This window comes from Cypionkella sp. PAMC25878 (genome assembly GCF_058135695.1).
This window is the reverse complement of record NZ_CM176871.1, coordinates 1,735,162-1,755,000: the sequence shown is the minus strand read 5'-3', so window position 1 is coordinate 1,755,000 and position 19,839 is coordinate 1,735,162. Positions and strand designations below refer to the sequence as shown.

Annotated in this window: 23 protein-coding genes (1 of these 23 only partly in view); 6 read left to right on the top strand and 17 right to left on the bottom strand. The window is 61.2% G+C overall.

From position 1 onward, the window contains the following. A protein-coding gene (locus tag ACS5RD_RS08335) for an amidohydrolase (RefSeq protein ID WP_489930790.1) crosses the window boundary here: on the bottom strand, positions 1-507 show its start. 1,158 nt of this gene lie to the left of the window's left edge; the window shows 507 of its 1,665 coding nt (coding positions 1-507); its start codon is at positions 505-507; its stop codon lies beyond the left edge, outside the window. A 64-nt stretch (positions 508-571) separates the two neighbouring features. After that, positions 572-1,555, bottom strand: a complete 984-nt coding sequence (locus ACS5RD_RS08330; protein ID WP_489930789.1) for an agmatinase — start codon at positions 1,553-1,555, stop codon at positions 572-574. Positions 1,556-1,737: 182 nt separating this feature from the next. Between ACS5RD_RS08330 and ACS5RD_RS08325 the strand changes: the two genes are divergently transcribed. Beyond that, complete coding sequence (locus ACS5RD_RS08325; RefSeq protein WP_489930788.1) at positions 1,738-2,115, top strand: bactofilin family protein; 378 nt, start codon at positions 1,738-1,740, stop codon at positions 2,113-2,115. A 57-nt stretch (positions 2,116-2,172) separates the two neighbouring features. On the opposite strand, the gene ACS5RD_RS08320 is transcribed toward ACS5RD_RS08325, so the two are convergent. Then, complete coding sequence (locus ACS5RD_RS08320) at positions 2,173-2,592, bottom strand: PaaI family thioesterase (protein ID WP_489930787.1); 420 nt, start codon at positions 2,590-2,592, stop codon at positions 2,173-2,175. 55 nt (positions 2,593-2,647) lie between these two features. On the opposite strand from ACS5RD_RS08320, the gene ACS5RD_RS08315 reads away from it, so the two are divergent. Continuing rightward, positions 2,648-3,436 carry an enoyl-CoA hydratase gene (locus ACS5RD_RS08315; protein ID WP_489930786.1) on the top strand — a complete coding sequence of 263 codons (789 nt, stop codon included), beginning with the start codon at positions 2,648-2,650 and terminating at the stop codon, positions 3,434-3,436. Between the two features lie 23 nt (positions 3,437-3,459). Beyond that, positions 3,460-4,305 carry a hypothetical protein gene (locus ACS5RD_RS08310; RefSeq protein ID WP_489930785.1) on the top strand — a complete coding sequence of 282 codons (846 nt, stop codon included), beginning with the start codon at positions 3,460-3,462 and terminating at the stop codon, positions 4,303-4,305. Positions 4,306-4,322: 17 nt separating this feature from the next. On the opposite strand, the gene ACS5RD_RS08305 is transcribed toward ACS5RD_RS08310, so the two are convergent. The 3 genes from ACS5RD_RS08305 to ctaA are packed head-to-tail and all read right to left on the bottom strand — an operon-like array spanning position 4,323 to position 8,148. Next, a complete protein-coding gene (locus tag ACS5RD_RS08305; protein WP_489930784.1) occupies positions 4,323-5,510 on the bottom strand; it encodes an MFS transporter in 1,188 nt (395 codons plus the stop codon). Continuing rightward, positions 5,507-6,955, bottom strand: coding sequence for a carboxypeptidase M32 (locus ACS5RD_RS08300; protein WP_489931353.1), 1,449 nt, complete (start codon positions 6,953-6,955; stop codon positions 5,507-5,509). Before ACS5RD_RS08300 ends, ACS5RD_RS08305 begins: the two co-directional genes overlap by 4 nt. Before the next feature lie 23 nt (positions 6,956-6,978). Then, positions 6,979-8,148, bottom strand: a complete 1,170-nt coding sequence (ctaA, locus tag ACS5RD_RS08295) for a heme A synthase (RefSeq protein ID WP_489930783.1) — start codon at positions 8,146-8,148, stop codon at positions 6,979-6,981. 535 nt (positions 8,149-8,683) lie between these two features. Here ctaA and ACS5RD_RS08290 point away from each other — a divergent pair. Next, positions 8,684-9,496 carry a class I SAM-dependent methyltransferase gene (locus tag ACS5RD_RS08290; protein WP_489930782.1) on the top strand — a complete coding sequence of 271 codons (813 nt, stop codon included), beginning with the start codon at positions 8,684-8,686 and terminating at the stop codon, positions 9,494-9,496. A 135-nt stretch (positions 9,497-9,631) separates the two neighbouring features. Here the strand turns inward: ACS5RD_RS08290 and ACS5RD_RS08285 are convergent, their stop codons facing one another. Further along, the gene (locus tag ACS5RD_RS08285; RefSeq protein WP_489930781.1) at positions 9,632-10,372 is read right to left on the bottom strand and encodes an RNA methyltransferase; all 741 of its coding nucleotides are present in this window, start codon (positions 10,370-10,372) and stop codon (positions 9,632-9,634) included. A 102-nt stretch (positions 10,373-10,474) separates the two neighbouring features. On the opposite strand from ACS5RD_RS08285, the gene ACS5RD_RS08280 reads away from it, so the two are divergent. Next, entirely contained in the window at positions 10,475-11,095 is a 621-nt protein-coding gene (locus tag ACS5RD_RS08280) for a thiamine phosphate synthase (protein ID WP_054009167.1), read from the top strand. Positions 11,096-11,158: 63 nt separating this feature from the next. Here ACS5RD_RS08280 and olsA read toward each other — a convergent pair whose 3' ends face one another. The 3 genes from olsA to ACS5RD_RS08265 form a co-directional block, all read right to left on the bottom strand. Then, complete coding sequence (olsA, locus tag ACS5RD_RS08275; RefSeq protein ID WP_489930780.1) at positions 11,159-12,016, bottom strand: lyso-ornithine lipid O-acyltransferase; 858 nt, start codon at positions 12,014-12,016, stop codon at positions 11,159-11,161. Further along, entirely contained in the window at positions 12,013-12,798 is a 786-nt protein-coding gene (gene olsB / locus ACS5RD_RS08270; RefSeq protein WP_489930779.1) for an L-ornithine N(alpha)-acyltransferase, read from the bottom strand. The genes olsA and olsB overlap by 4 nt, the downstream gene beginning before the upstream one ends. Positions 12,799-12,916: 118 nt before the next feature. Continuing rightward, positions 12,917-13,102, bottom strand: coding sequence for a DUF3553 domain-containing protein (locus tag ACS5RD_RS08265; RefSeq protein ID WP_054009154.1), 186 nt, complete (start codon positions 13,100-13,102; stop codon positions 12,917-12,919). A 42-nt stretch (positions 13,103-13,144) separates the two neighbouring features. On the opposite strand from ACS5RD_RS08265, the gene ACS5RD_RS08260 reads away from it, so the two are divergent. Continuing rightward, the gene (locus ACS5RD_RS08260; RefSeq protein WP_489931352.1) at positions 13,145-13,741 is read left to right on the top strand and encodes a histidine phosphotransferase family protein; all 597 of its coding nucleotides are present in this window, start codon (positions 13,145-13,147) and stop codon (positions 13,739-13,741) included. Here ACS5RD_RS08260 and ACS5RD_RS08255 read toward each other — a convergent pair. From ACS5RD_RS08255 to rplU, 7 genes are all read right to left on the bottom strand, one after another. Continuing rightward, positions 13,731-14,990, bottom strand: a complete 1,260-nt coding sequence (locus ACS5RD_RS08255; RefSeq protein WP_489930778.1) for a glutamate-5-semialdehyde dehydrogenase — start codon at positions 14,988-14,990, stop codon at positions 13,731-13,733. The genes ACS5RD_RS08260 and ACS5RD_RS08255 overlap by 11 nt on opposite strands. Positions 14,991-15,056: 66 nt before the next feature. Continuing rightward, positions 15,057-16,184: a glutamate 5-kinase gene (gene proB / locus ACS5RD_RS08250; RefSeq protein ID WP_489930777.1), complete on the bottom strand. Its 1,128-nt coding sequence runs from the start codon at positions 16,182-16,184 to the stop codon at positions 15,057-15,059. After that, positions 16,172-17,194 (bottom strand): GTPase ObgE, encoded by a 1,023-nt coding sequence (obgE, locus tag ACS5RD_RS08245; RefSeq protein WP_489930776.1) that lies wholly within the window; start codon positions 17,192-17,194, stop codon positions 16,172-16,174. The genes proB and obgE overlap by 13 nt, the downstream gene beginning before the upstream one ends. A gap of 147 nt (positions 17,195-17,341) precedes the next feature. After that, positions 17,342-18,358, bottom strand: a complete 1,017-nt coding sequence (locus tag ACS5RD_RS08240) for a GNAT family N-acetyltransferase (RefSeq protein ID WP_489930775.1) — start codon at positions 18,356-18,358, stop codon at positions 17,342-17,344. 7 nt (positions 18,359-18,365) lie between these two features. Continuing rightward, complete coding sequence (locus ACS5RD_RS08235; RefSeq protein ID WP_489930774.1) at positions 18,366-18,926, bottom strand: GNAT family N-acetyltransferase; 561 nt, start codon at positions 18,924-18,926, stop codon at positions 18,366-18,368. 126 nt (positions 18,927-19,052) lie between these two features. Then, positions 19,053-19,322, bottom strand: coding sequence for a 50S ribosomal protein L27 (rpmA, locus tag ACS5RD_RS08230; protein ID WP_054009148.1), 270 nt, complete (start codon positions 19,320-19,322; stop codon positions 19,053-19,055). A gap of 6 nt (positions 19,323-19,328) precedes the next feature. Beyond that, a complete protein-coding gene (gene rplU / locus ACS5RD_RS08225) occupies positions 19,329-19,781 on the bottom strand; it encodes a 50S ribosomal protein L21 (RefSeq protein ID WP_489930773.1) in 453 nt (150 codons plus the stop codon). Positions 19,782-19,839: the final 58 nt, after the last annotated feature.

Sequence of the window (19,839 nt, the reverse complement as noted above, 5' to 3'; positions counted from 1 at the left end):
CTCATGCCCATGCGGCATCGCAGCCCCATGCAGCAGCCCCGCCGCCGCCAAAGCCGAAGTATTGGCCCAAACCGTATGGTGATCCGGCGACATCATCGCAATCGGGCGATCCGCAATCACCCGGTCCAGATCCTGCCGCGTCACAGGCTGATCCAGAATCTCATAAGACGCCCCCTGCGCCATCAACAAAGCATTGGCCGGATACTCTACAGCATAAGCCTCAAACGCCGCCTTCAACGCGTCAAAGCCATGCACCCCGCCAATCTGCAACTGCACCAACTCATTGCCACCCAGCACCAGATGCAAATGGCTTTCAAAGAACCCCGGCAACAAAGTCCGCCCGCCCGCATCAATCACCCAGGTATCAGGCCCGGCCAACGCCACCACCTCAGCCGCCGTCCCAACCGCCACAATCTTGCCGCCCGCCAAAGCCACCGCCTCAGCCCGAGGCTTCGCTGCATCCATCGTCAAGACCTTCGCATTGGTCACAATCATCTCAGCCGTCATTCTCTATAGCCTTTCATATTGGCTCAAATACTCTGGGGGCCCGGGGGCTGGCCCCGGTCACTCCCTATCCCCGCAAAGCCGCAACCCGCTCGGCCATCACGCACAGCATCTCGAACATGATCGAGATCCCCAGCCACGCCGTCCCACCACTGGCATCGAACGGTGGCGAGACCTCAACCAAATCAGCCCCCACTATATTGACGCCCTTCAAAAGCCGCGCCACCTGCAACGCCTGCCACGAATTCGGCCCCCCAACCTCTGGCGTCCCCGTCCCCGGCGCAAAGGTCGGATCGACGAAATCAATGTCATAGGTAATATAGGTGTCACCCGACCCAACGATATCGCGCGCCTCGGCCATCACATCCTCAACACCCCGCGCATGGAACTCCTCAATCGCGATGATGCGGATGCCGTTGGCCGCCGCGAAATCCCAATCTTCCCGGCCATAAGCCGTGCCGCGCACCCCGATCAGGCAATAGCGCTTGGGGTCGATCAGCCCCTCTTCCACCGCGCGGCGGAACGGCGTGCCGTGGTTATACTTCGATGTGCCAAAGTAGATGTCGTTCAAATCCGTGTGGCTGTCGAACTGGATCATCCCCACCGGACGCCGCTTCGCCACCGCCCGCAGAATCGGCAAGGAACACAGATGATCGCCGCCCCCAGTCAGCGGCAACACCCCCGCCGCCACGACGCGATCATAAAATGCCTCCATCCGCGCCAGCGTATCCATCAGATCCGCCGGGTTCACCGCCACATCGCCCAGATCGGCGCAGTTGGCCAATTCAAACGGCGCGACCCACGTCACCCCATTCATCGCCCGGATCATCGTCGACAGATCGCGCAACTGCCGTGGCCCGTGTCGCGGTCCGGCCCGGTTGGTCGTGCCGCCATCCCAAGGCGCGCCAATCAAGCCAATCTCCACCTCGCCAAACCGATCATGCTCAAACGGCACATGCGGCAGCCGCATAAACGTCGGTATCCCTGCGAATCGCGGCAAATCAAAACCGGAGACCGGTGCGAAAAATTCATCATTGCGACCAAGTGTCATATCCTGCCCCCCCCTTCGGGGCGATTCTTACACCCCATATGATCAAATCCTTCGGCGCTTGTCAGCCGAACCACGACCCGCATCGCGCTTTCGCGACACCGCCCGCCAGTCCAAGGCTTGACCAGCAGCGCGCCATGGGTCCTTATCTGCGCAACAAGCCCTTTCGCGCCCAAGGATTTCGCATGTTTTCCAAACCCGCCGACCCCGCTGCTCCGCCGACACGCCCCGCCAGCGGCAATGTCAGCAGCAACAACCGCTCTGTGCTGTCGTCTGATCTGAAGATCATCGGCGATATTTCCTCGACCGGCACCATCGAAGTGCTGGGTGAGGTCGAAGGCACGCTCTCGGCCCATGGTCTGGTGATCGGTGGCGAAGGCCGCGTCTCGGGCCAAGTCTCGGCCGAGACGGTTGAGGTCAAAGGCAAGCTGGATGGCCGCGTCGATAGCCAGACCTTCACCCTGCGCGCCGCCGCCCAAGTCACCGCCGACATCAGCTACACCACCTTGATCATCGAAAGCGGTGCGCAAGTCGAAGGGCGCTTCACCAAAGCCAAGGCGTAAGCCAACTCGCAAAACCATCCCAAGGCGCGCATCCCCAGCGCGCCTTTTTTCATGCGCCTAGCGCGCAGGCGGAATGGAATAGGTCAGCCCCGCCCGCGCCACAGGCTCGTCCATCCCCTCCGAGAACAACATCACATCCCCGACCGCCAAGCTGCGCCCCAGCTTCAAAACCCGCGCCTCGGCCAGCATATCGACACCCGCCGCAGGCTTGCGCATGAAATCCAGACTGCAATTCGTCGTCACGGCCAGTGCCACCGGGCCAATCCGGCTGAGAATGGCCAGATACATCGCCACATCCGCCAGCGCGAAAATCGCGGGTCCCGACACGGTGCCCCCCGGCCGCAAATGCTTGTCCTGCACCCGCAACCTCAGACACACCCCAGCCGCATCCGCGCGCTCGACCGCAAAATCCTCTGCCACCTGCGCAAACTCCCGCGCCAAAAACCCCTGCAACGCCGCCGCATCCATCACGATCATGCTTTCCCCCTGCCCCACACCCGCCTAGAGTTCCGCCAATCCAAAGGGGGATGCAATGAGCAACGAGATCCTGTTACGCCACGACGCAGGCGGCATCGCCAGCCTTACCCTCAACGCCCCCGCCAGCTTCAACGCGCTGTCGACCGCGATGCTGAGCGCCCTGCAAACCGAAATCGCGCGCCTGCACAGCGACCAAAGCATCCGCGTCGTCATCCTGAAAGGTGCCGGCAAAGCCTTCTGCGCCGGCCACGATCTGCGTGAGATGCAGACCGCCCGAGCCGCCCCCGACCAAGGCCGCGCAGCTTTTGAGTCTCTGTTCGCCCACTGCGCCGAAGTCATGCAAGCCCTGCAAAACTTGGCCCAACCCACCATCGCGCAGGTCCACGGCATCGCCACCGCCGCAGGCTGCCAACTCGCCGCCTCTTGCGACATGATCACCGCCGCCCCCGGCACCCGCTTTGGCGTCAACGGCATCAACATCGGCCTGTTCTGTAGCACCCCCATGGTCGCCCTCGCCCGCAAAATCCCCCCCGCCATCGCGTTCGAGATGCTCACAACCGGAGCTTTCATCGACGCCACCCGCGCTTATGAGGTCGGCCTGATCAACCGCCTCACCACCCCCGAAACCCTCGACGCCGAGACCCAGACCCTCGCCGAAACCCTCGCCGCCAAACTCCCCGCAGCTCTGCGCCTCGGTAAAGCCGCCTTCCGCGACACGAGCACCCTCGACACCGCCGAGGCCTATGCCAGCGCCTCTGCCACCATGGTCGAAAACATCCTGCTGCCCGACACAGACGAAGGCATTTCCGCCTTCCTTGAAAAGCGCAAACCAAGCTGGGCCTGATCCCACCAAACCGAAAGCCGCCAATGCCTCCAGTCCCGCCGCCAAAACCCACGCCGCAGCCGCAGATCCAGATGATGAAGCGCCAGTTTGATCTGCAACTTTCTGCCGCGATCAAACAACGCCAGCAAGATCATCCCAACCCGCTGGTCCGCTTCGGCAGCAAAGCGTTTTCCCAAACCGATGAAGATGGCATTACGCTGGAAATCCTGCGCCGCTTGGACTTGCAAAACGGCACCTTCGCCGAATTCGGCGTCGGCGACGGGTTTGAGAACAACACCCTCGCCCTGCTCGCAGCCGGATGGCGCGGGCTTTGGGTTGGCGGCCAAACCCTGGCCTATGATCCCTCTGGCTCGCCGGTGCTAGATTTCCAGCAAGCGTGCATCACTGCCGAGAATGTCGCCACCCTGCTGCAGAACGGCCTGCGTAACCTAAAAACTGAAGCAGCCGACCTGATCTCGGTCGATCTCGACGGCAACGACCTGCACATCTGCCGCGCCCTGCTGGAAAGCGGCGTAACCCCGTCCCTGTTCATCGTCGAGTATAACGCCAAATTCCCGCCGCCGCTGCGCTTCTGCATCCGCTACGACGCCGATCACCAATGGCAGCGCGATGATTACCACGGCGCATCGCTGCAATCGCTGGCCGATCTGTTCGCCGAATTTGGCTACCGCTGTATCTGCTGCAACGCCGCAACCGGGGCAAACGCCTTCTTCGTCCCCGAGGCACAGCTGCACCTGTTCCCCGAAGTCCCCACCGATCTGCGCCAGATCTACAGCGCCCCGCAGTACATGCTGTTCCACAGCTACGGCCACAAAACCGGGCTGCGCACCCTCGAAGTCCTGCTGCAAACCCGTTTTCCACAAGCGTAGGGCGGGGCTCACCCCACCTAACCCGGCCCACCCCGCCGCAACAACCCCAGCCCAATCCCCAATCCACTCAACCCCATCACCAGACAAAACCCATAAACCAACTCCGGCCCGCCCAAATGCAACAGCGCCGCCCCGACCGAGGGCGCAGCCGCCGAGGCCAAAATAGGCGCCACCGCCACCGCGCCAGAAATAGCGCCAAAGCCGCGCCGCCCCAGAATATCCGCGATCAACATCGGCCGCAGGATCGACAGCAACCCCGCCCCCGCCCCCTGCAACGCCGCAAACGCAAAGATCAACAGCGGCCACCAGCCTGCACTCAGCAGTGCCAGCCCAGCCAACACCACCCCGATCAGTGACCACACCGTCGCGCGCGCATTGCCAATCCGCGCGCCCTGAAACAGCAACACCAGCCGCCCCAAAACCTGAGACGGCCCGATGCAAGCCGCCGCCAGCGTCGCCATCCCGGGGCTAGCCCCACGATCTGCGAACAGCATCAGCACATAGGTCAGCAAAATCCCGTGGTTCAGCCAGATCATGCCAAACACCGCCGCAATCGCCCAAAACGCCGGACGCCGCATGGCTTCGCCCAAAGCCCCCGGCGTATTTTCAAGGGTGATCCCGCCCGCCCGCTCCATCCGCCGCAGACTGCGCACCGCGTAAGCATTGATCGGCACCGCCAACAACATCAGGCCAGCAAAGGCAATCAACGCTCCCTGCCCGCCTAAACTCCGCCCCAGTACGTCGCCCAGCGGAAACGCCAAAGTGCCCGCAAACCCCGCCACCAGCGTGACTTTAGTGATCGCGCCGCGCGCCTCGCCCCCCAACCGCCGGGTCAAAAACGCAAAGCAGGACTCATAAAGGCAACAGGCCTGCGCCGCCCCAATCACCGCCCAAATCGCCCACCAGATCAGCGGCGAGCCCGCCAGCCCCAACCCCGCCACGCCCAGCGCGGCCAAAATCGGCGCATAAGTCAGCATCTCGCCGCCCCAGCCCCGATCCACCCAACGCCCAGTGAACGGCGTCAGCGCCGCCATCACGAGAAACCCCAGCGTCGGCCCGAACGCCAGTTCCGCCACCGACCAGCCGGTTGCCGCCTGCAAATCCGGCAACAGCGCTGGAAACGCATAATACACCCCGGCATAGGTCAGCGTCTGCCCAAGCGCCAGCAACCAAACCGCCGCCGCTTGGCCGGAAAACCAACTCACAACCGATACAATTCCCCGAACTTCGCCTCCAGATAGTCCAGCAACGGCCCTTCAGATGGCTCAAACCCACAAGCATGCGCAATCGTGTCACGCGGGCTGCGCAACCCTCCGTGCCGCTGCACATTCTCGCGCAGCCAACCCACCGCCCCCGACGTATCGCCCCGCGCCAGCGCGCCATCCAAATCCGGCACCGCCGCCCGCATCGCCTTGTTCAAACAGCCCGCATAGACATTGCCCAAAGAATAGGTCGGGAAATAGCCAAACAGCCCCACCGACCAATGCACATCCTGCAACACGCCATGGCTGGGCTTGTCCACCACCTGCCCGAAATCCGCGAGGAACCGATCGTTCCAAGCCGCCTCCAGATCATCCACCGCCAGATCGCCCCGCACCAAGGCGCGCTCAAGATCAAACCGCATCATGATATGCAGATTATAATGCACCTCATCGGCTTCCGTCCGAATGAACCCGGCATGCACCCGGTTCACCGCCCGATAAAACGCCTCCGGCCCCTCCACCGACAACGGCCCAAACCGCTCCACCATCTGACCATAAATCCACCCGGTCAAACCCCGCCCGCGCCCGATCTGGTTCTCATAAATCCGGCTCTGGCTTTCATGCACCCCCATCGACACGCCATGCCCCAGCGGAGTCATGCCGTAATCCGGGTCAATAGCCAGCTCATAGCTGGAATGTCCAACCTCGTGGATCGTCGAATACAAACAGTTGAACGGATCACTCTCCACCACCCGAGTGGTAATCCGGCTGTCATCGCCCCCACCCGAGCTGAACGGATGCACCGCAAGATCAATCCGCCCCCGGCTCCAGTCATAGCCAAACGCCGTCGCCACATCCCGCGCCAATCGCAACTGCGCCTCTTGCCCGAAATGCCCCGACAACCCCGCCGGAGCCTCCGCCGCCAAAATCGCCGCCCGCAGCACCACCAGCCGAGGCCGCATCCGCGCAAACATCCCCCCCAAAGACGCCGCCGTTGCCCCCGGTTCGTAATCATCAATCAACGCGTCGTAAAGATCGCCGCCCTCTGCCAGACATTCCGCCTCACGCCGCTTCAGTGCGATCACTTCCCGCAAGGTCGGCAGAAAATCCGCAACCTTCTCCGCCGCCCGCGCGCCCGCCCAAATCCCCTGCGCCACAGACGTCACCCGCGCCAATTCCTGCGCCAGATCCCCCGGCACCTTCACCGCCCGCTTGTAAGACCGGTCAATCTGATACAGCTGCGCCGCCGCCGCAGCATCCGCAGCCTCGGCATCCGCCAACCACTGCGCGATCTGCGGATGACTCCGACGCGCATGCAGCACCCCCTCCATCGCCGCCATCTCAATGCCGCGCTGATCCGCCCCACCGCGCGGCATCATGGTTTCCTGATCCCACCCCGTCCGCTCGGCAATCTTGCCCAAAGCCTCGGTATCGCGCTGATAGGCCATCAACTCTGCATAAGCCGTATTATTCACGCCGTTCCCTCCCGGATCGAGCCCGCCACCGGATACATCGACAAATGCCGCGCCCGAATGATCAACACCCACAAAACCACCGCGCCCACCTGATGGGTGATCGCCACATGCGGCTGTGCTGCCGTAAGCGCGGTGTAAATCCCCAACGCCACCTGAGCGACCATCATCAGCATCACCGCATGAAACGCCCGCCGCGTGGCAAAACTGCCCGAGGCCCGCCCGCGCAGCCATACCAAAATCCCATAAGCGAACAGCAAATAGCCCCACATCCGATGCATAAATTGCACCAAACCGGGATTTTCAAAGAACGCGTGCCACACAGGCAAGACGCCCCCCGCGCCATCCGGCACATAAAACGCATCCGCCGGAAAGAACTGCCCGTTCATATCCGGCCAGGTCGGAAACGCCCGGCCCGCATCAATGCCTGCCACCAGCGCTCCCAGCAAGATCTGGACAAACGCCAGATGCATAAGCCCCGTGGCCTTGACCACCAGCTTGCGCTCGCCCGCCCGCCGCGCCACAAGCAGATCAGTTTCCGTTCGCCCCAGCAGCAGCGCATACCAAGTGATCAGCCCAAGGATGATAAACGCCAGCCCCAGATGCGTGGCCAACCGATAAGAGGCCACATCCACCATCGCCCCGGTCAGACCGGAGGATACCATCCACCAGCCAATCGCGCCTTGCAAACCGCCCAAAGCGCCAATCACCAAAAGCCGCTTGGTCCAACGCGGCGGAATTTGCTTGGCCAGCAGAAAGCCGAAAAAGCCCCCCGCCCAAACCAGCCCAATCACCCGACCAAGCTGTCTGTGCCCCCATTCCCACCAAAAGATCGACTTGAACTGATCCAACGTCATCGCGGTATTTTGCAGCTGAAATTCGGGACTTGCTTGATATTTTGCAAACTCCGCCGCCCAGTCAGCCGCATTCAGCGGTGGAATAGCCCCAGTCACCGGCTTCCATTCCGTAATCGACAACCCTGAATCCGTCAGCCGCGTCAGCCCGCCCACCACGATCATCAAAGCGACCAGCGCAAAGATCACCAACAGCCAAGCCCTGATCCCGCGCCGCGCCCCCTTGCCACGCCCATCAATCAACCCGCCCTGCGGAGCCGCCACCGCAGGCCCGCCCGCGCCAACTTCCTCAAAAATGCTGCGCTTCGTGGCCATGCCCAACCCCTTCGTTGCTTGGCCCGACACTAGGCCGCGCCCAAAGCAGCTTCAAGGCCCACCCCTGCGGCCAGATACCGCAAACCGTCACGCGCTTGTGAGCAATCCGCCCTGCCAAACACTCCCCCCAACACCCCAAAAGCCGTCGCACCCGAACAAACAAGCGACTGCCCCCAAATTCCCGCCAAACCATTTTATACTGGCCCAAATATCCCCGCCGGAGGCTCCACCTTCTGCAACCCTGCCAACGCCCAGCATTTCATCTTGGCCCAAATATCCCCGCCGGAGGCTCCCCCGTCCGCCAAAAGCACAACCCATCATGTCCCCGCTGATAAAAACCCGCAGTTTTGACCAATCAAACAGGTGAGATAGTCGCAGCCTCGAACGCCATCTCTGGGTAAGAGCCCTATGAAAATTGCAAACTATTTTCTCAATTTCCGTGCTATAACTCGTCCGTCCGGCGCTGTAATATTCACATTGCCCAGACACACCAGATCAGTCGCTCATGCCCATTTTTCAAATTGGATGATGCAAAATGACTTCTGCCGACAAGCTATTTTCCGGTTCAATTCCGGAATTCTACGACACCTACATGGTTCCGCTGATCTTTCAGGCTTATGCGGAAGACATGGCGGCCCGTGTCGCCTCTGTTGGCCCGATGTCCGTGCTGGAGACCGCAGCGGGAAGCGGCGTGGTTCCGCGCGCATTGATCAAACATTTGCGCCCGGACGCCCGCTATGTCGTCACAGATCTCAGCCAACCGATGCTCGATCATGCAGCCAAACGACAGCCGCCTGACACGCGGATTGAATGGCGTCAGGCCGATGCATTGAACCTGCCTTTCGAAGACGACTCCTTCGAGGTCGTCCTGTGTCAATACGGCGCAATGTTCTTTCCCGACCGTGCCAAGGGCTATTCCGAGGCCCGGCGGGTGCTGAAAACCGGTGGCAGCTTCTTCTTCAGTGTCTGGGATAAGATTGAGAATAATGAGTTTGCCGATGTTGTATCCCATGCCGCCGCGACGGTATTCCCGGACAATCCGCCCCAGTTCATGTCACGAACGCCCCATGGCTATTTTGACCACGATCAGATTCGCGCCGATCTAAACCGCGCCGGATTCTCTGAAGCATCCATCCTGCGCAAGCAAGAAACCAGTCGCGGCCCTTCCGCGCGGCAAGTTGCCACTGCCTATTGCCAAGGAACGCCCCTGCGCGGTGAAATTGAAGCCCGCGACCCAAACGCGCTTCAGCACGTCACAGATGTAGCGGCTGACGCCCTTGAAGCGCGCTACGGGACAGGCTCTATTGCTGGCAAGATTTGTGCGCATATTGTGACGGCTATCAAATGAAAGAGCGGGCGCGCTCTGGATGCAACCGAAAGCCCACAACCGGCTTTAAAACCAAAACGGCTGTTAAGCTCCATTAACCATAACCCCAACCCGTCGGAATAACCCAATAAAAACAATGGTCCCGAGTCGGGACCGTCACTCATCCCCCTGTGCCCGCAGCTTATAGGCAATCTGGCGCAGCATGCCGTGAAAGGTCTGAACCTCGGCCTTTGTCAACCCCAACCGAGCCCACATATTCCGCAAGCTGGCCTTCATCCCGGGCACTTTGGCCTCAGGAAAGAAGAACCCCGCTGCCGCCAGCCGCTCCTCAAAATGATCCCCCAGCTTCTCAATCTCAATCCCCGAAGCCATCTCCGTCCGGGCCATCTCCATCACCACGCCCTCCGCAGGCTGGGTCTGCCTGCGCCACTCATATCCCATCAGCAGCACACACTGCGCCAGATTAAGCGAGGCAAACTCCGGATTGACCGGCACCGTCACGATCGCGTTGGCCAGCACCACATCTTCATTCTCCAACCCCGCCCGCTCTGGCCCGAACAGCACCCCCACCCGTTTCCCCGCCGCCACCAAAGCCCGCGCATGCTCCATCGCGGCCTCAGGCGTATAAATCGGCTTGGTCAACTCCCGCCCCCGCGCCGTGGTGGCGAAGACGAAATCACAATCGGCAATCGCGTCCTGCACCGAGCCGAACAACCCCGCCTGATCCAGCACCCGCCCCGCCCCCGATGCCAAAGCCACTGCAGCCGAATTCGGCCAGCCGTCCCGAGGGGCCACAATCCGCATCCGCTCCAGCCCAAAGTTCAGCATCGCGCGGGCCGCGGCACCGATGTTCTCGCCCATTTGCGGGCGGACCAGAATGAAAGCGGGCGGGATCATGGGTTTTCTCCGGGTAAGATGCCGCCTGATACGCCACCCCACCGCCCTCGCCAAGCCCGCCATTCTAGGCTATGACGGCCCAACTTCATGCAGGATACACCGATGGCCGAGCAAGACCGCCCGCAGATCACCTTGATCACCCCGCCCGCGATTGATCTGGAAACCTTCCCTGACCGCTTGGCCGCTGTGCTGGACAGCACCGATATCGCCTGTGTCCGCCTTGCCTTGGCCACCAAGGATGAGGAGATGATCCAGCGCGCCGCCGATGCCTGCCGTCTGGTCAGCCATGCCCGCGACGTGGCCATCGTGATCGAAAACCACCTGTTGATGGTCAACCGCCTCGGCCTTGACGGCGTGCATCTGACCGATGGTGCCCGCCAAGTCCGCTACGTCCGCAAAGAACTTGGCAGCGACGCCATCATCGGTTCGTTTTGCGGTGTGACCCGGCATGAAGGGATGAATGCGGGCGAAGCGGGGGCGGATTATGTGGCTTTTGGGCCGATTGGCGCAACTCCGCTGGGCAATGGAGAGCAGGTCGATTTCGATCTGTTTGAATGGTGGAGTGCAGTGATTGAAGTGCCGGTGATCGCCGAGGGGGCGCTGACCGTGGAATTGATCGAAAAATTCGGCCCGGTTACTGATTTCTTCGGCATCGGTGAGGAAATCTGGCTGGCCGACAACCCCGCGACCGCGCTGCGAGTGCTGATGGCTCCGCTGGGCTGAGGTTTTGGCTTTCCCTGTGGGGATTGGCTTGTAGATTTCGTGGTTTTTTGCCCGCGAAAACTACTATATCTTGTAGGTGCTGGCGCGCTGATCCAGTGCTTGACCTGCTGCAAGCGGGTGGCTGGCCCGGATCACGGCCTCGCAATGCGCGGCAAGCTCCTTGCGGCCGGCGAAGGCGTCTACCGCAACGGCTGGGTGAAAAATCACCTCAACCCGACCCTGCTTGCGCGCCGCCAAGACTTGCAGCAGGTGCGGTGCGAAATCCATTTCGCCCCACCACCCATAAAAGCGCGCATCTTGGCCCAAGGGCGCACGATAGATCACGCTGACCGGTTGGATATGCAGGATATGGTCGAGTCCGTGGGTGAAGAATGCCTCGAAAAGCGTTGATTTGAAAGGTAAAACTCGAATTGCGTCGGTACTGGTGCCCTCGGGAAAGAACATCAGTCTATGGCCCGCGCGCAGCCGCGACTCAAACAAAGCCTGTTGGCGCTTGGCTTCGGTGCCCTTGCGGGCGACGAAAATCGTGCCGGTCGCGCGGGCAAGCCATCCGATCGCAGCCCAACGCTCCACTTCGGATTTGGCGACGAAATAGCCGCGTTGCACGGCGTTCAGGGCGAAAATATCCAGCCATGACGAGTGGTTGGCCACCACGGCACCCTTCACTTGCATGGGTTGTCCGCGCGTGATCAGCGGCAGGCCTAGGATCGGAAACACCAGTTTGCACACGGCTTGAGTGATGTAGGGCGTCCACGGGCGGGATTGGCCGAACAGCGGGCGCTCGATAAGACGCAGCAGCAACAAAAGCAGCAAACCGCTATAGATCACCAAGCCCATCGCCGCGCCACGCAGAGCCACGCGCAGCCATCCCATTGCACCAACGGGCGGCAAAGCCAGCGCATCTTCCCGCCAAGCGCTCATGCCTCACGGCCCGATTTGCGGATGTAGAAATCGCGGTGCTTGGCGCTCATTTGCGCGGTGTCCATCACGAGGCACACGTCGGTGGTGTTGAAGGCATGATCGACCCAAGCGCCCTGCCCGACATAACCGCCCAAGCGCAAATAGGCTTTGATCAGCGCAGGCGTGGCCAGCATTGCGGTCTTACGATCTAGCTTATCCTGCGGGATCAGCGCGATTTGTGCCGCCTGCGCGGGGCGGGCAATCACCCGCAACTCGGGCGGGGCAAGATGAAAATGCTGTAAATAGGACAGCGGCTGCGCGAGGGCCACCATATCGGTGCCGTGGAATGAAGCCGCGCCAAACAGCACCTCGATGCCATGTTCCAGCACATAATCGGCCAGCGCGTTCCACAGCAACAGCATCGCCGTGCCGCCACGATAATCGGCATGAACGCAAGACCGCCCGAGTTCCAAAAGCTTGCGGCCCGAAGCTTTCAACGCGGTAAGATCAAATTCTGATTCTGAATAAAACCGCCCCGTCACCGCCAGCCGATCCGAGGGCAGCAGGCGGTAAACCCCCACCACATCTTGCAAATCCTCCGCCGAGCGGTGCGGATCAATCAACAGCAGGTGGTCAAAATGGGGGTCAAACTCATCGCGTTCCAGCCGGGCAGCATGGTCGGCCAACGCGACGGTCGCGCCCAATTCCTGCACGAAGACCTCATAACGCAAGCGTTGCGCCGCTCGCAGATCGCGGTCGTCTTGCGCCAGACGCAGGATGAAGTGCTTGTCGTCAGAAATCATCGGCAGCATCCGGTCCGGCTGTTTGGGCGGCAGGTTTTCTTAGGCGTTGGCGGGCCGCAATGCAACCAAATGGGGTGTCGCGCTGATTGTGTTAACACAAGATTAACCAGATGCTGCGTCAATGGGAGTTACGGGGTGAGAAATCCGGCGTCAGTTCCACTTGTGAAAGGTCAATCACCACCTTGCCCGCATGTTCAAAATTCACCGTCACCCGGTTGCCAATACTCGACTGCACCTGCCCTAAGCCCCAATCGGGCCGCGCTGGGTGGCGCACCAGCATCCCCGGTTCCAGTAAAGCCGCCATATTCGCCTCGTTTGTTGAAGGATGACCGCAGTGACCGCCCAAATGCCTTACAAACCCGATCTTGCAGCCCTTGTCGGCTCTCGGATTTGCCATGACCTTATCAGCCCGATTGGTGCCATCGGCAACGGGGTAGAGTTGATGTTGATGGAGGGTGCGGCAAAGGGCCCGGAAATGGCGCTGATCACCGAAAGCGTCGGCCATGCCAATGCGAGGATCCGATTCTTCCGAGTGGCGTTTGGCGCCAGTAGCGCCGAGCAGCGGATCGGCCGCAATGAGGTGCTGGCGATTATCTCGGATATGACGCATGGCGGACGGGTGCAGATTGAGTGGGATAGCCCCACCGATCTGCCAAGGCGCGATGTGAAACTGGTGTTTCTGCTGATCCTCTGCCTCGAATCGGCCTTGCCCTATGGCGGTCGGGTGCAGGTCGAGCGTGGCGAGGCGCGCTGGACGCTGCGGGCGACGGCGGCCAAGCTGAAGATCGACCCTGCGCTGTGGGAGGGACTGATTGATCCGACGGGTTTGGCCGAGATTGGCCCGGCGCAGGTGCAATTCCTGCTGGTGCCAGAGGAGATCACCCGCCAGCACCGCCGTTTGACCACCGAACTAATGGAGGGGGAAATTCGGCTTAGCTTCTGATCGTGCCATCGCCGATGACCAGATATTTGAAGCTGGTCAACTGATCCGCCCCCACCGGACCGCGCGCGTGCATCTTACCGGTGGCAATGCCGATCTCACCGCCCATGCCAAACTCGCCGCCATCGGCAAATTGGGTCGAGGCATTGCGCATCAGGATGGCTGAATCGAGCCGCTGCATGAAACGTGCGGCGGTTTCGTCATTCTCGGTCAGGATGCTTTCAGTGTGGTTGGAGCCATATTTACGGATATGCGCGATGGCTTCATCGACACCATCCACTAGTTTGGCCGCAATGATCATATCCAGAAATTCATGGCCGAAGTCCTCGGGGGTGGCTTTGACCGTGCCGGGGATCTTCAACAATTCACCCTCGGTGCGCACCTCAACCCCAGCTTTCAGCAGGTCTTCGATCAGCACCGCGCCATGCTTGGTATAGAATTGCCAGTCGATCAAAAGGCACTCGGCCGAACCACAGACCCCGGTGCGGCGGGTTTTCGAATTCAGCACCACACGGCGGGCCTTTTCCAGATCGGCGTCGCGATCGGCATAAACGTGGCAGATACCCTCAAGATGCGCAAACACCGGCACTCGGGCTTCGCGTTGCACAAGGCCGACAAGACCTTTGCCACCACGCGGCACGATCACGTCAATGTATTCAATGGCTTGCAGCATGGCGGTGACCATCTCGCGGTCACGGGTGGGGATCAGTTGGATCGCATCCTCGGGCAGGCCCGCTTCGCGCAGGCCCTGCTGCATACAATCGTGGATGGCTTCCGAGGAATGAAAACTCTCCGACCCACCGCGCAGAATGACCGCATTACCGGCCTTCAGGCACAGAGCCCCGGCATCGGCGGTGACATTGGGGCGGGATTCGTAGATCACGCCGACCACGCCCAAGGGGGTGGCAACGCGCTGGATATGCAGGCCAGACGGGCGATCCCATTCCGCCAAAACCCGGCCCACCGGATCGGGATATTCGGCGACGCTGCGCAGGGCGTCCACCATGCCACGGATGCGGTTTTCATCAAGCCGCAGGCGATCCAGCATCGCCGGGCTGAGGCCTTTCTCTTTGGCGTAATCCATGTCGATATAGTTGGCGTCGAGGATTTCCTGCCGCCGTGCCCAGACCGCCGCCGAAGCCCCGATCAGGGCTGCATATTTGCGCTCCTGCGACGCATACGCCAGTTCTGCCGCAGCCGCCCGCGCCCGGCTGCCAATATCGCGCATCACATCCAAGATTTGCCCGTCCATCTTCGGCCCTTTCACATTGGCCCAAATACTCCGGGGTCCGGGGCAGCGCCCCGGCGGCCCGTAGGATCAGATCACCATATCATCGCGATGCACCAAGGCCGCGCGGCCCTGATAGCCCAGAATTGCTTCGATCTCGCCGGAGCGATGGCCGGCTATCGCCTTGGCCTCCACCGCCGTGTAGCGCACCAAACCTTTGCCCAGAGTATCCCCGGCAGGCGACAGGATCGCCACCGGATCGCCACGGCCAAAACTACCCGTCACATGGGTCACCCCGGCTGGAAGCAGGGATTTTCCCGCCCGCAGCGCCGTCACCGCACCTGCATCCAAGCGCAATTCACCGCGTGGTTTCATCGCATTGATCCAGCGTTTGCGCGCGGCTTGCGGGTCACTTTGCGCCACAAACCATGTGCGTTGCGCGCCATTGGCCAAAGCCTGCAAGGGCCGTAGCACCGAGCCTTCCATGATCGCCATCGCACAGCCGCCCGCGACGGCGGTTTTGGCGGCCAGCAGTTTGGTTTTCATGCCGCCCTTGGACATGCCCGAAATCGGTTCGCCCGCCATCGACTCAATCTGCGGCGTGATGGTTTCGACCAGATCGAAACGCTGCGCGGTGGGGTCTTCTTTTGGGTTGGCCGAGTAAAAACCATCGACATCCGACAGCAGGATTAGCTGATCGGCCCCCACCGTCACGGCGATTTGCGCAGCCAAGCGGTCATTGTCACCGAAGCGGATTTCATCGGTGGCGACGGTGTCGTTTTCATTCACAATCGGCACCACACCAAGACCCAGCAAAGTCTCCATCGTGGCGCGGCTGTTCAGATAGCGGCGGCGGTCCTCGGTATCTTCCAGCGTCACCAGCACCTGTGCTGTGGTGATGCCGTGTGGGGCGAGGACTTCTTCATAGGCGCGGGCGAGGCGGATTTGGCCGACGGCGGCGCAGGCTTGGGACTGTTCCAGCGTCAGGATGCCGTCGCCCAAGCCCAGCACTTTGCGGCCCAAGGCGATCGAGCCCGAGGACACCAGCACCACATCGGTGCCGCGTACTTTGGCTTCGGCCACGTCCATCGCCAACGCTGACAGCCAGCTTTGTTTCAGGCCCAGCTTGCGGTCCACCAGCAGCGCCGAACCGATTTTAACGACCAACCGTTTGGCATCGCGTATATCGGGGGCGGTAAGCGGTTTTAAGGCTGCCACGGCAGGCCCTCCTCGACAGGGGCCTCGCGTTTGATTTCGGCCATAATAACCCGCAAAGTGTCGATCAGGCCGATCCCAGCCACGCCAGAAATCACATGCACCGGGCCACCTGAGGCTTTTTCAAGCGCTTTGCGGCGGGTGGTGATGGTGGCTTTATCCAGCGCGTCGCATTTGTTCAGCGCGAGGATGCGGGGTTTGTCGCCCAAGACTTCGGAATAGGCTTCGAGTTCTTTGACGATGGTGCGGTAGTCTTTGGTGATGGTCGATGAGGTGCCGTCGACCAGGTGCAGCAGGACTTTGCACCGCTCGACATGGGCGAGGAATTGCATACCAAGGCCGCGGCCTTCGGAGGCACCCTCGATCAGGCCGGGGATGTCGGCCATCACGAATTCCGCGCCATCAATGCCGACCACGCCCAAGTTTGGCACCAGGGTGGTGAACGGGTAGTCGGCGATCTTTGGGCGGGCGTTGGAGACGGCGGCGAGGAAGGTGGATTTGCCGGCGTTGGGCAGGCCGAGTAGGCCCGCGTCTGCGATCAGTTTGAGGCGCAGCCAGATCGTGCGCTCGATACCTTCTTGGCCCGAATTGGCGCGGGCGGGGGAGCGGTTGGTGGAGGATTTGAACGCGAGGTTGCCCCAGCCGCCGTTGCCGCCTTTGGCGAGCAAGACTTTCTGGCCCACGGTGACGAGGTCGGCGATCACGGTTTCTTCGTCTTCATCAAGGATCTCGGTGCCGACCGGGACTTTCAGGATGATGTCGTCGCCGGTTTTGCCGGTGCGTTGACTGCCCATGCCGCCCTGCCCCGACTTGGCGAAGAAGTGTTGTTGGTAGCGGAAGTCGATCAGGGTGTTGAGGCCGTCCACGGCCTCGGCCCAGACAGAGCCACCGTTGCCGCCGTCGCCGCCATCGGGGCCGCCGAATTCGACGAATTTCTCGCGCCGGAAAGAGACGCAGCCTGCCCCGCCGCCGCCGGAGCGGATGTAGACTTTGGTGAGGTCGAGGAATTTCATCGGAGCGGCTTTCTGAAAGATAAGTTTAGGCGATACAGGATTGGGGGGAAGGACTCAAGCGCGGGGATTTTTTGTGGGGTTTAGGGTGTCCACGCGTGGACAGGCTCTCGGTTTAGCAAAATCAATGGGTTAGACTGGTCGTATTCATCAATCATTAACCTTTGGCAGATCAAGCCGATAGATCAGGATCGGCACGGCACCCCTTGCAAGGCTTTCGCCGATGCCTTCGCCGATTTGACGGAAGCCCAATTTGCGCAGAACCGCGCCAGAGGCGGGGTTGTCGGTGCAGTGATCGGCGAACACCTCGGCCAGCCCAAAGCGCGCGATCATTTGCGGCAGGAAGGCCGTCATCGCCTCGGTCGCGAGGCCACGGCCCCAGAACGCGGGATCTAGGAAATAGCCGGTTTCGACCGGATCATCCCAGATGCCGATTGCGCCGATCAGTTTGCTTTCAAACCAGATGCCAAGGCGGAAGCCCAAGCGGCCGCGCCATTGGCTCTCAGTCAGAGTGGCGCGCACGTCGGCTTCGAGCCAAGGCGAGAGGTGCGAATTGGTCATCGGAGCGACCAACGGATCACCGCCGATGCGGGCGATGTCACGCCAGTCGCGGTCTATATCCAAGGGCGCGAGGCGCAGGTGATCTGTCAGGATTTCCAACGGGTTGGCGGCAAGATAAGCCTCAGGCGTCAGCAGCAGATCGACGTGGGGGCGATCTTGGCCTAAGGCGCGACAGTGTTTCAGGCTGCGGCCCGTTTCAACAAAGCCCAGTTTCGCCAGCACGCGCGCTGACGGTTCATTACCCTCAAAATAGCCCGCCGCGACGGTGCTTTCGTCATGGGCGAATTGCATGTCCAGCACGGCGCGGGCGGCTTCGGTGGCGTAGCCTTGGCCGTGCGCGCGCGGCGCTAACCAATAGCCAAGTTCAAAGCCTGCGCCGATCATGCCGACAAAGCCTTGCGCATCGTCAATGGCGAAGGTTTCGCCGGGATAGGCGATTTGGGTGGTAAATTCGTCGAAATCGGCAGGAGTATAGGGATAAGGCACACGGGCAAGCCAATGCGATATGGCGAGATCGTTCATATATGCGACGACCGCAGCCTCATCCGAGGCCGCGACCGGGCGCAAACGAAGCCGCGCCGTTTGAAGCTGGGCGCGTAGGGTCATGTTTCCCTCAGGCCAGCTTTTTCACATAGGTCCAGGTCGGGACCAGCGCATTGCGCGCCACCGAGAACGTCTCGGCATCGCCCAAGTATTGGAAGCCAGTATTGGTCAGCACGCGGGCGGAACCGGGATTGTCCTGAAACACCTCAGCAAAGATCGTGCAGTTGTTCTGGGGATTGGCCGCGACCAAAGCCTTCACAGCCTCAGAAGCAATGCCGGTGTTCCAGAACGCAGGGGCGACCCAATAGCGGATTTCGGACTGGCCATGCGTCGGCTTATGCGCATCCATCGGTTTCAAGCTGATCACGCCCAATACCTCGGCCAGACCGGTGGCGGAACCGTCCATCACCCAGATCTGCTCATCCGAGCGCCCGCCCATCGCGCGGGTGACGAAGGCGTCAGCGGCCCCCGGTGGCAGCGGATGCGGAATCGAATGGGTGGCTTCGGCCACGCGCTTGTCGCCTGCGTAAAGCGCGAACAAGCCAGCGTCCGAGCGCTGAACTGGGCGCAGCACAAAGCGACCAGCGGCGATCTGGCCATCGGTGGGAACAGCAATCATATCCAAAACCACGGGTCTTCTCCTGCAAGCCATCTTGGGCGCAAACCCTGAATAAACCCCATTCCGATGGCGGAAATAAGGAAGGGGACCGGCCTTTCGGCCGATCCCCCGTTTACAATCTAATTGTAAAGGTTCGGCTTATTCTGCGGCTTTCGCTGCCGGAAGCACAGAAATAAAGGTGCGGCCCTTGAAGCCTTTTTTGAAGGTGACATGACCCTCAACCTTGGCGAACAGGGTGTGATCGACGCCCATGCCAACGCCTTCACCGGGGAACCAAGTGGTGCCGCGTTGACGCACGATGATGTTGCCCGGAATGGCGACTTGGCCACCGAACAGTTTCACGCCAAGACGACGGCCAGCCGAGTCGCGGCCGTTGCGGGATGAGCCGCCTGCTTTTTTGTGTGCCATGAGGTATTACTCCTTCGCAGCAGCGGCTTTAGCAGCGCGCTTCGGTTTTGCAGGCGCTTCGACAACAGGTGCCGGAGCGTTGTTATGGGCCGCGCGACGTGCATCGGCGGTGCCGGTTGCAGCTGCGACACCAGTGGCGTCAGCGCCAGCAGCCAGCACGTCCAGCACGCGAACCAGCGTCAGGTGCTGACGGTGGCCTTTGGTGCGCTGCGACGAATGCTTACGACGGCGTTTGACGAAATGGATGACCTTTTCGCCTTTGATCTGGTCGATCACTTCGGCTTGCACGGCAGCGCCTGCCACGAAAGGCACGCCAATGGTCAGGCTTTCGCCGCCAACCATCAGAATTTCGTTGAACTGGATCTTTTGACCAGCAACGGCATCAAGCTTTTCAACGCGCAGAACGTCACCCGCCTGCACTTTATACTGCTTGCCGCCTGTCTTGAGGACCGCGAACATGGGTCTTTCCTTTTCTTGCTCCGCGTCTTGTGGCCCCGGTTAAGGAGTTTTGGGTTTC

What these genes read in the sequence shown, in the direction of transcription:
- ACS5RD_RS08310 (WP_489930785.1), top strand. Translation starts at nt 3,460, where the DNA reads ATGCCTCCAGTCCCGCCGCCAAAACCCACGCCGCAGCCGCAGATCCAG.
- ACS5RD_RS08285 (WP_489930781.1), bottom strand. Translation starts at nt 10,372, where the DNA reads ATGATCCCGCCCGCTTTCATTCTGGTCCGCCCGCAAATGGGCGAGAAC.
- ACS5RD_RS08240 (WP_489930775.1), bottom strand. Translation starts at nt 18,358, where the DNA reads ATGACCCTACGCGCCCAGCTTCAAACGGCGCGGCTTCGTTTGCGCCCG.
- rpmA (WP_054009148.1), bottom strand. Translation starts at nt 19,322, where the DNA reads ATGGCACACAAAAAAGCAGGCGGCTCATCCCGCAACGGCCGCGACTCG.
- ACS5RD_RS08330 (WP_489930789.1), bottom strand. Translation starts at nt 1,555, where the DNA reads ATGACACTTGGTCGCAATGATGAATTTTTCGCACCGGTCTCCGGTTTT.
- ACS5RD_RS08300 (WP_489931353.1), bottom strand. Translation starts at nt 6,955, where the DNA reads ATGGCCTATCAGCGCGATACCGAGGCTTTGGGCAAGATTGCCGAGCGG.
- ACS5RD_RS08325 (WP_489930788.1), top strand. Translation starts at nt 1,738, where the DNA reads ATGTTTTCCAAACCCGCCGACCCCGCTGCTCCGCCGACACGCCCCGCC.
- ACS5RD_RS08315 (WP_489930786.1), top strand. Translation starts at nt 2,648, where the DNA reads ATGAGCAACGAGATCCTGTTACGCCACGACGCAGGCGGCATCGCCAGC.
- rplU (WP_489930773.1), bottom strand. Translation starts at nt 19,781, where the DNA reads ATGTTCGCGGTCCTCAAGACAGGCGGCAAGCAGTATAAAGTGCAGGCG.
- ACS5RD_RS08280 (WP_054009167.1), top strand. Translation starts at nt 10,475, where the DNA reads ATGGCCGAGCAAGACCGCCCGCAGATCACCTTGATCACCCCGCCCGCG.
- olsA (WP_489930780.1), bottom strand. Translation starts at nt 12,016, where the DNA reads ATGAGCGCTTGGCGGGAAGATGCGCTGGCTTTGCCGCCCGTTGGTGCA.
- olsB (WP_489930779.1), bottom strand. Translation starts at nt 12,798, where the DNA reads ATGATTTCTGACGACAAGCACTTCATCCTGCGTCTGGCGCAAGACGAC.
- ctaA (WP_489930783.1), bottom strand. Translation starts at nt 8,148, where the DNA reads ATGGCCACGAAGCGCAGCATTTTTGAGGAAGTTGGCGCGGGCGGGCCT.
- ACS5RD_RS08260 (WP_489931352.1), top strand. Translation starts at nt 13,145, where the DNA reads ATGCCTTACAAACCCGATCTTGCAGCCCTTGTCGGCTCTCGGATTTGC.
- ACS5RD_RS08290 (WP_489930782.1), top strand. Translation starts at nt 8,684, where the DNA reads ATGACTTCTGCCGACAAGCTATTTTCCGGTTCAATTCCGGAATTCTAC.
- ACS5RD_RS08255 (WP_489930778.1), bottom strand. Translation starts at nt 14,990, where the DNA reads ATGGACGGGCAAATCTTGGATGTGATGCGCGATATTGGCAGCCGGGCG.
- obgE (WP_489930776.1), bottom strand. Translation starts at nt 17,194, where the DNA reads ATGAAATTCCTCGACCTCACCAAAGTCTACATCCGCTCCGGCGGCGGC.
- ACS5RD_RS08320 (WP_489930787.1), bottom strand. Translation starts at nt 2,592, where the DNA reads ATGATCGTGATGGATGCGGCGGCGTTGCAGGGGTTTTTGGCGCGGGAG.
- ACS5RD_RS08265 (WP_054009154.1), bottom strand. Translation starts at nt 13,102, where the DNA reads ATGGCGGCTTTACTGGAACCGGGGATGCTGGTGCGCCACCCAGCGCGG.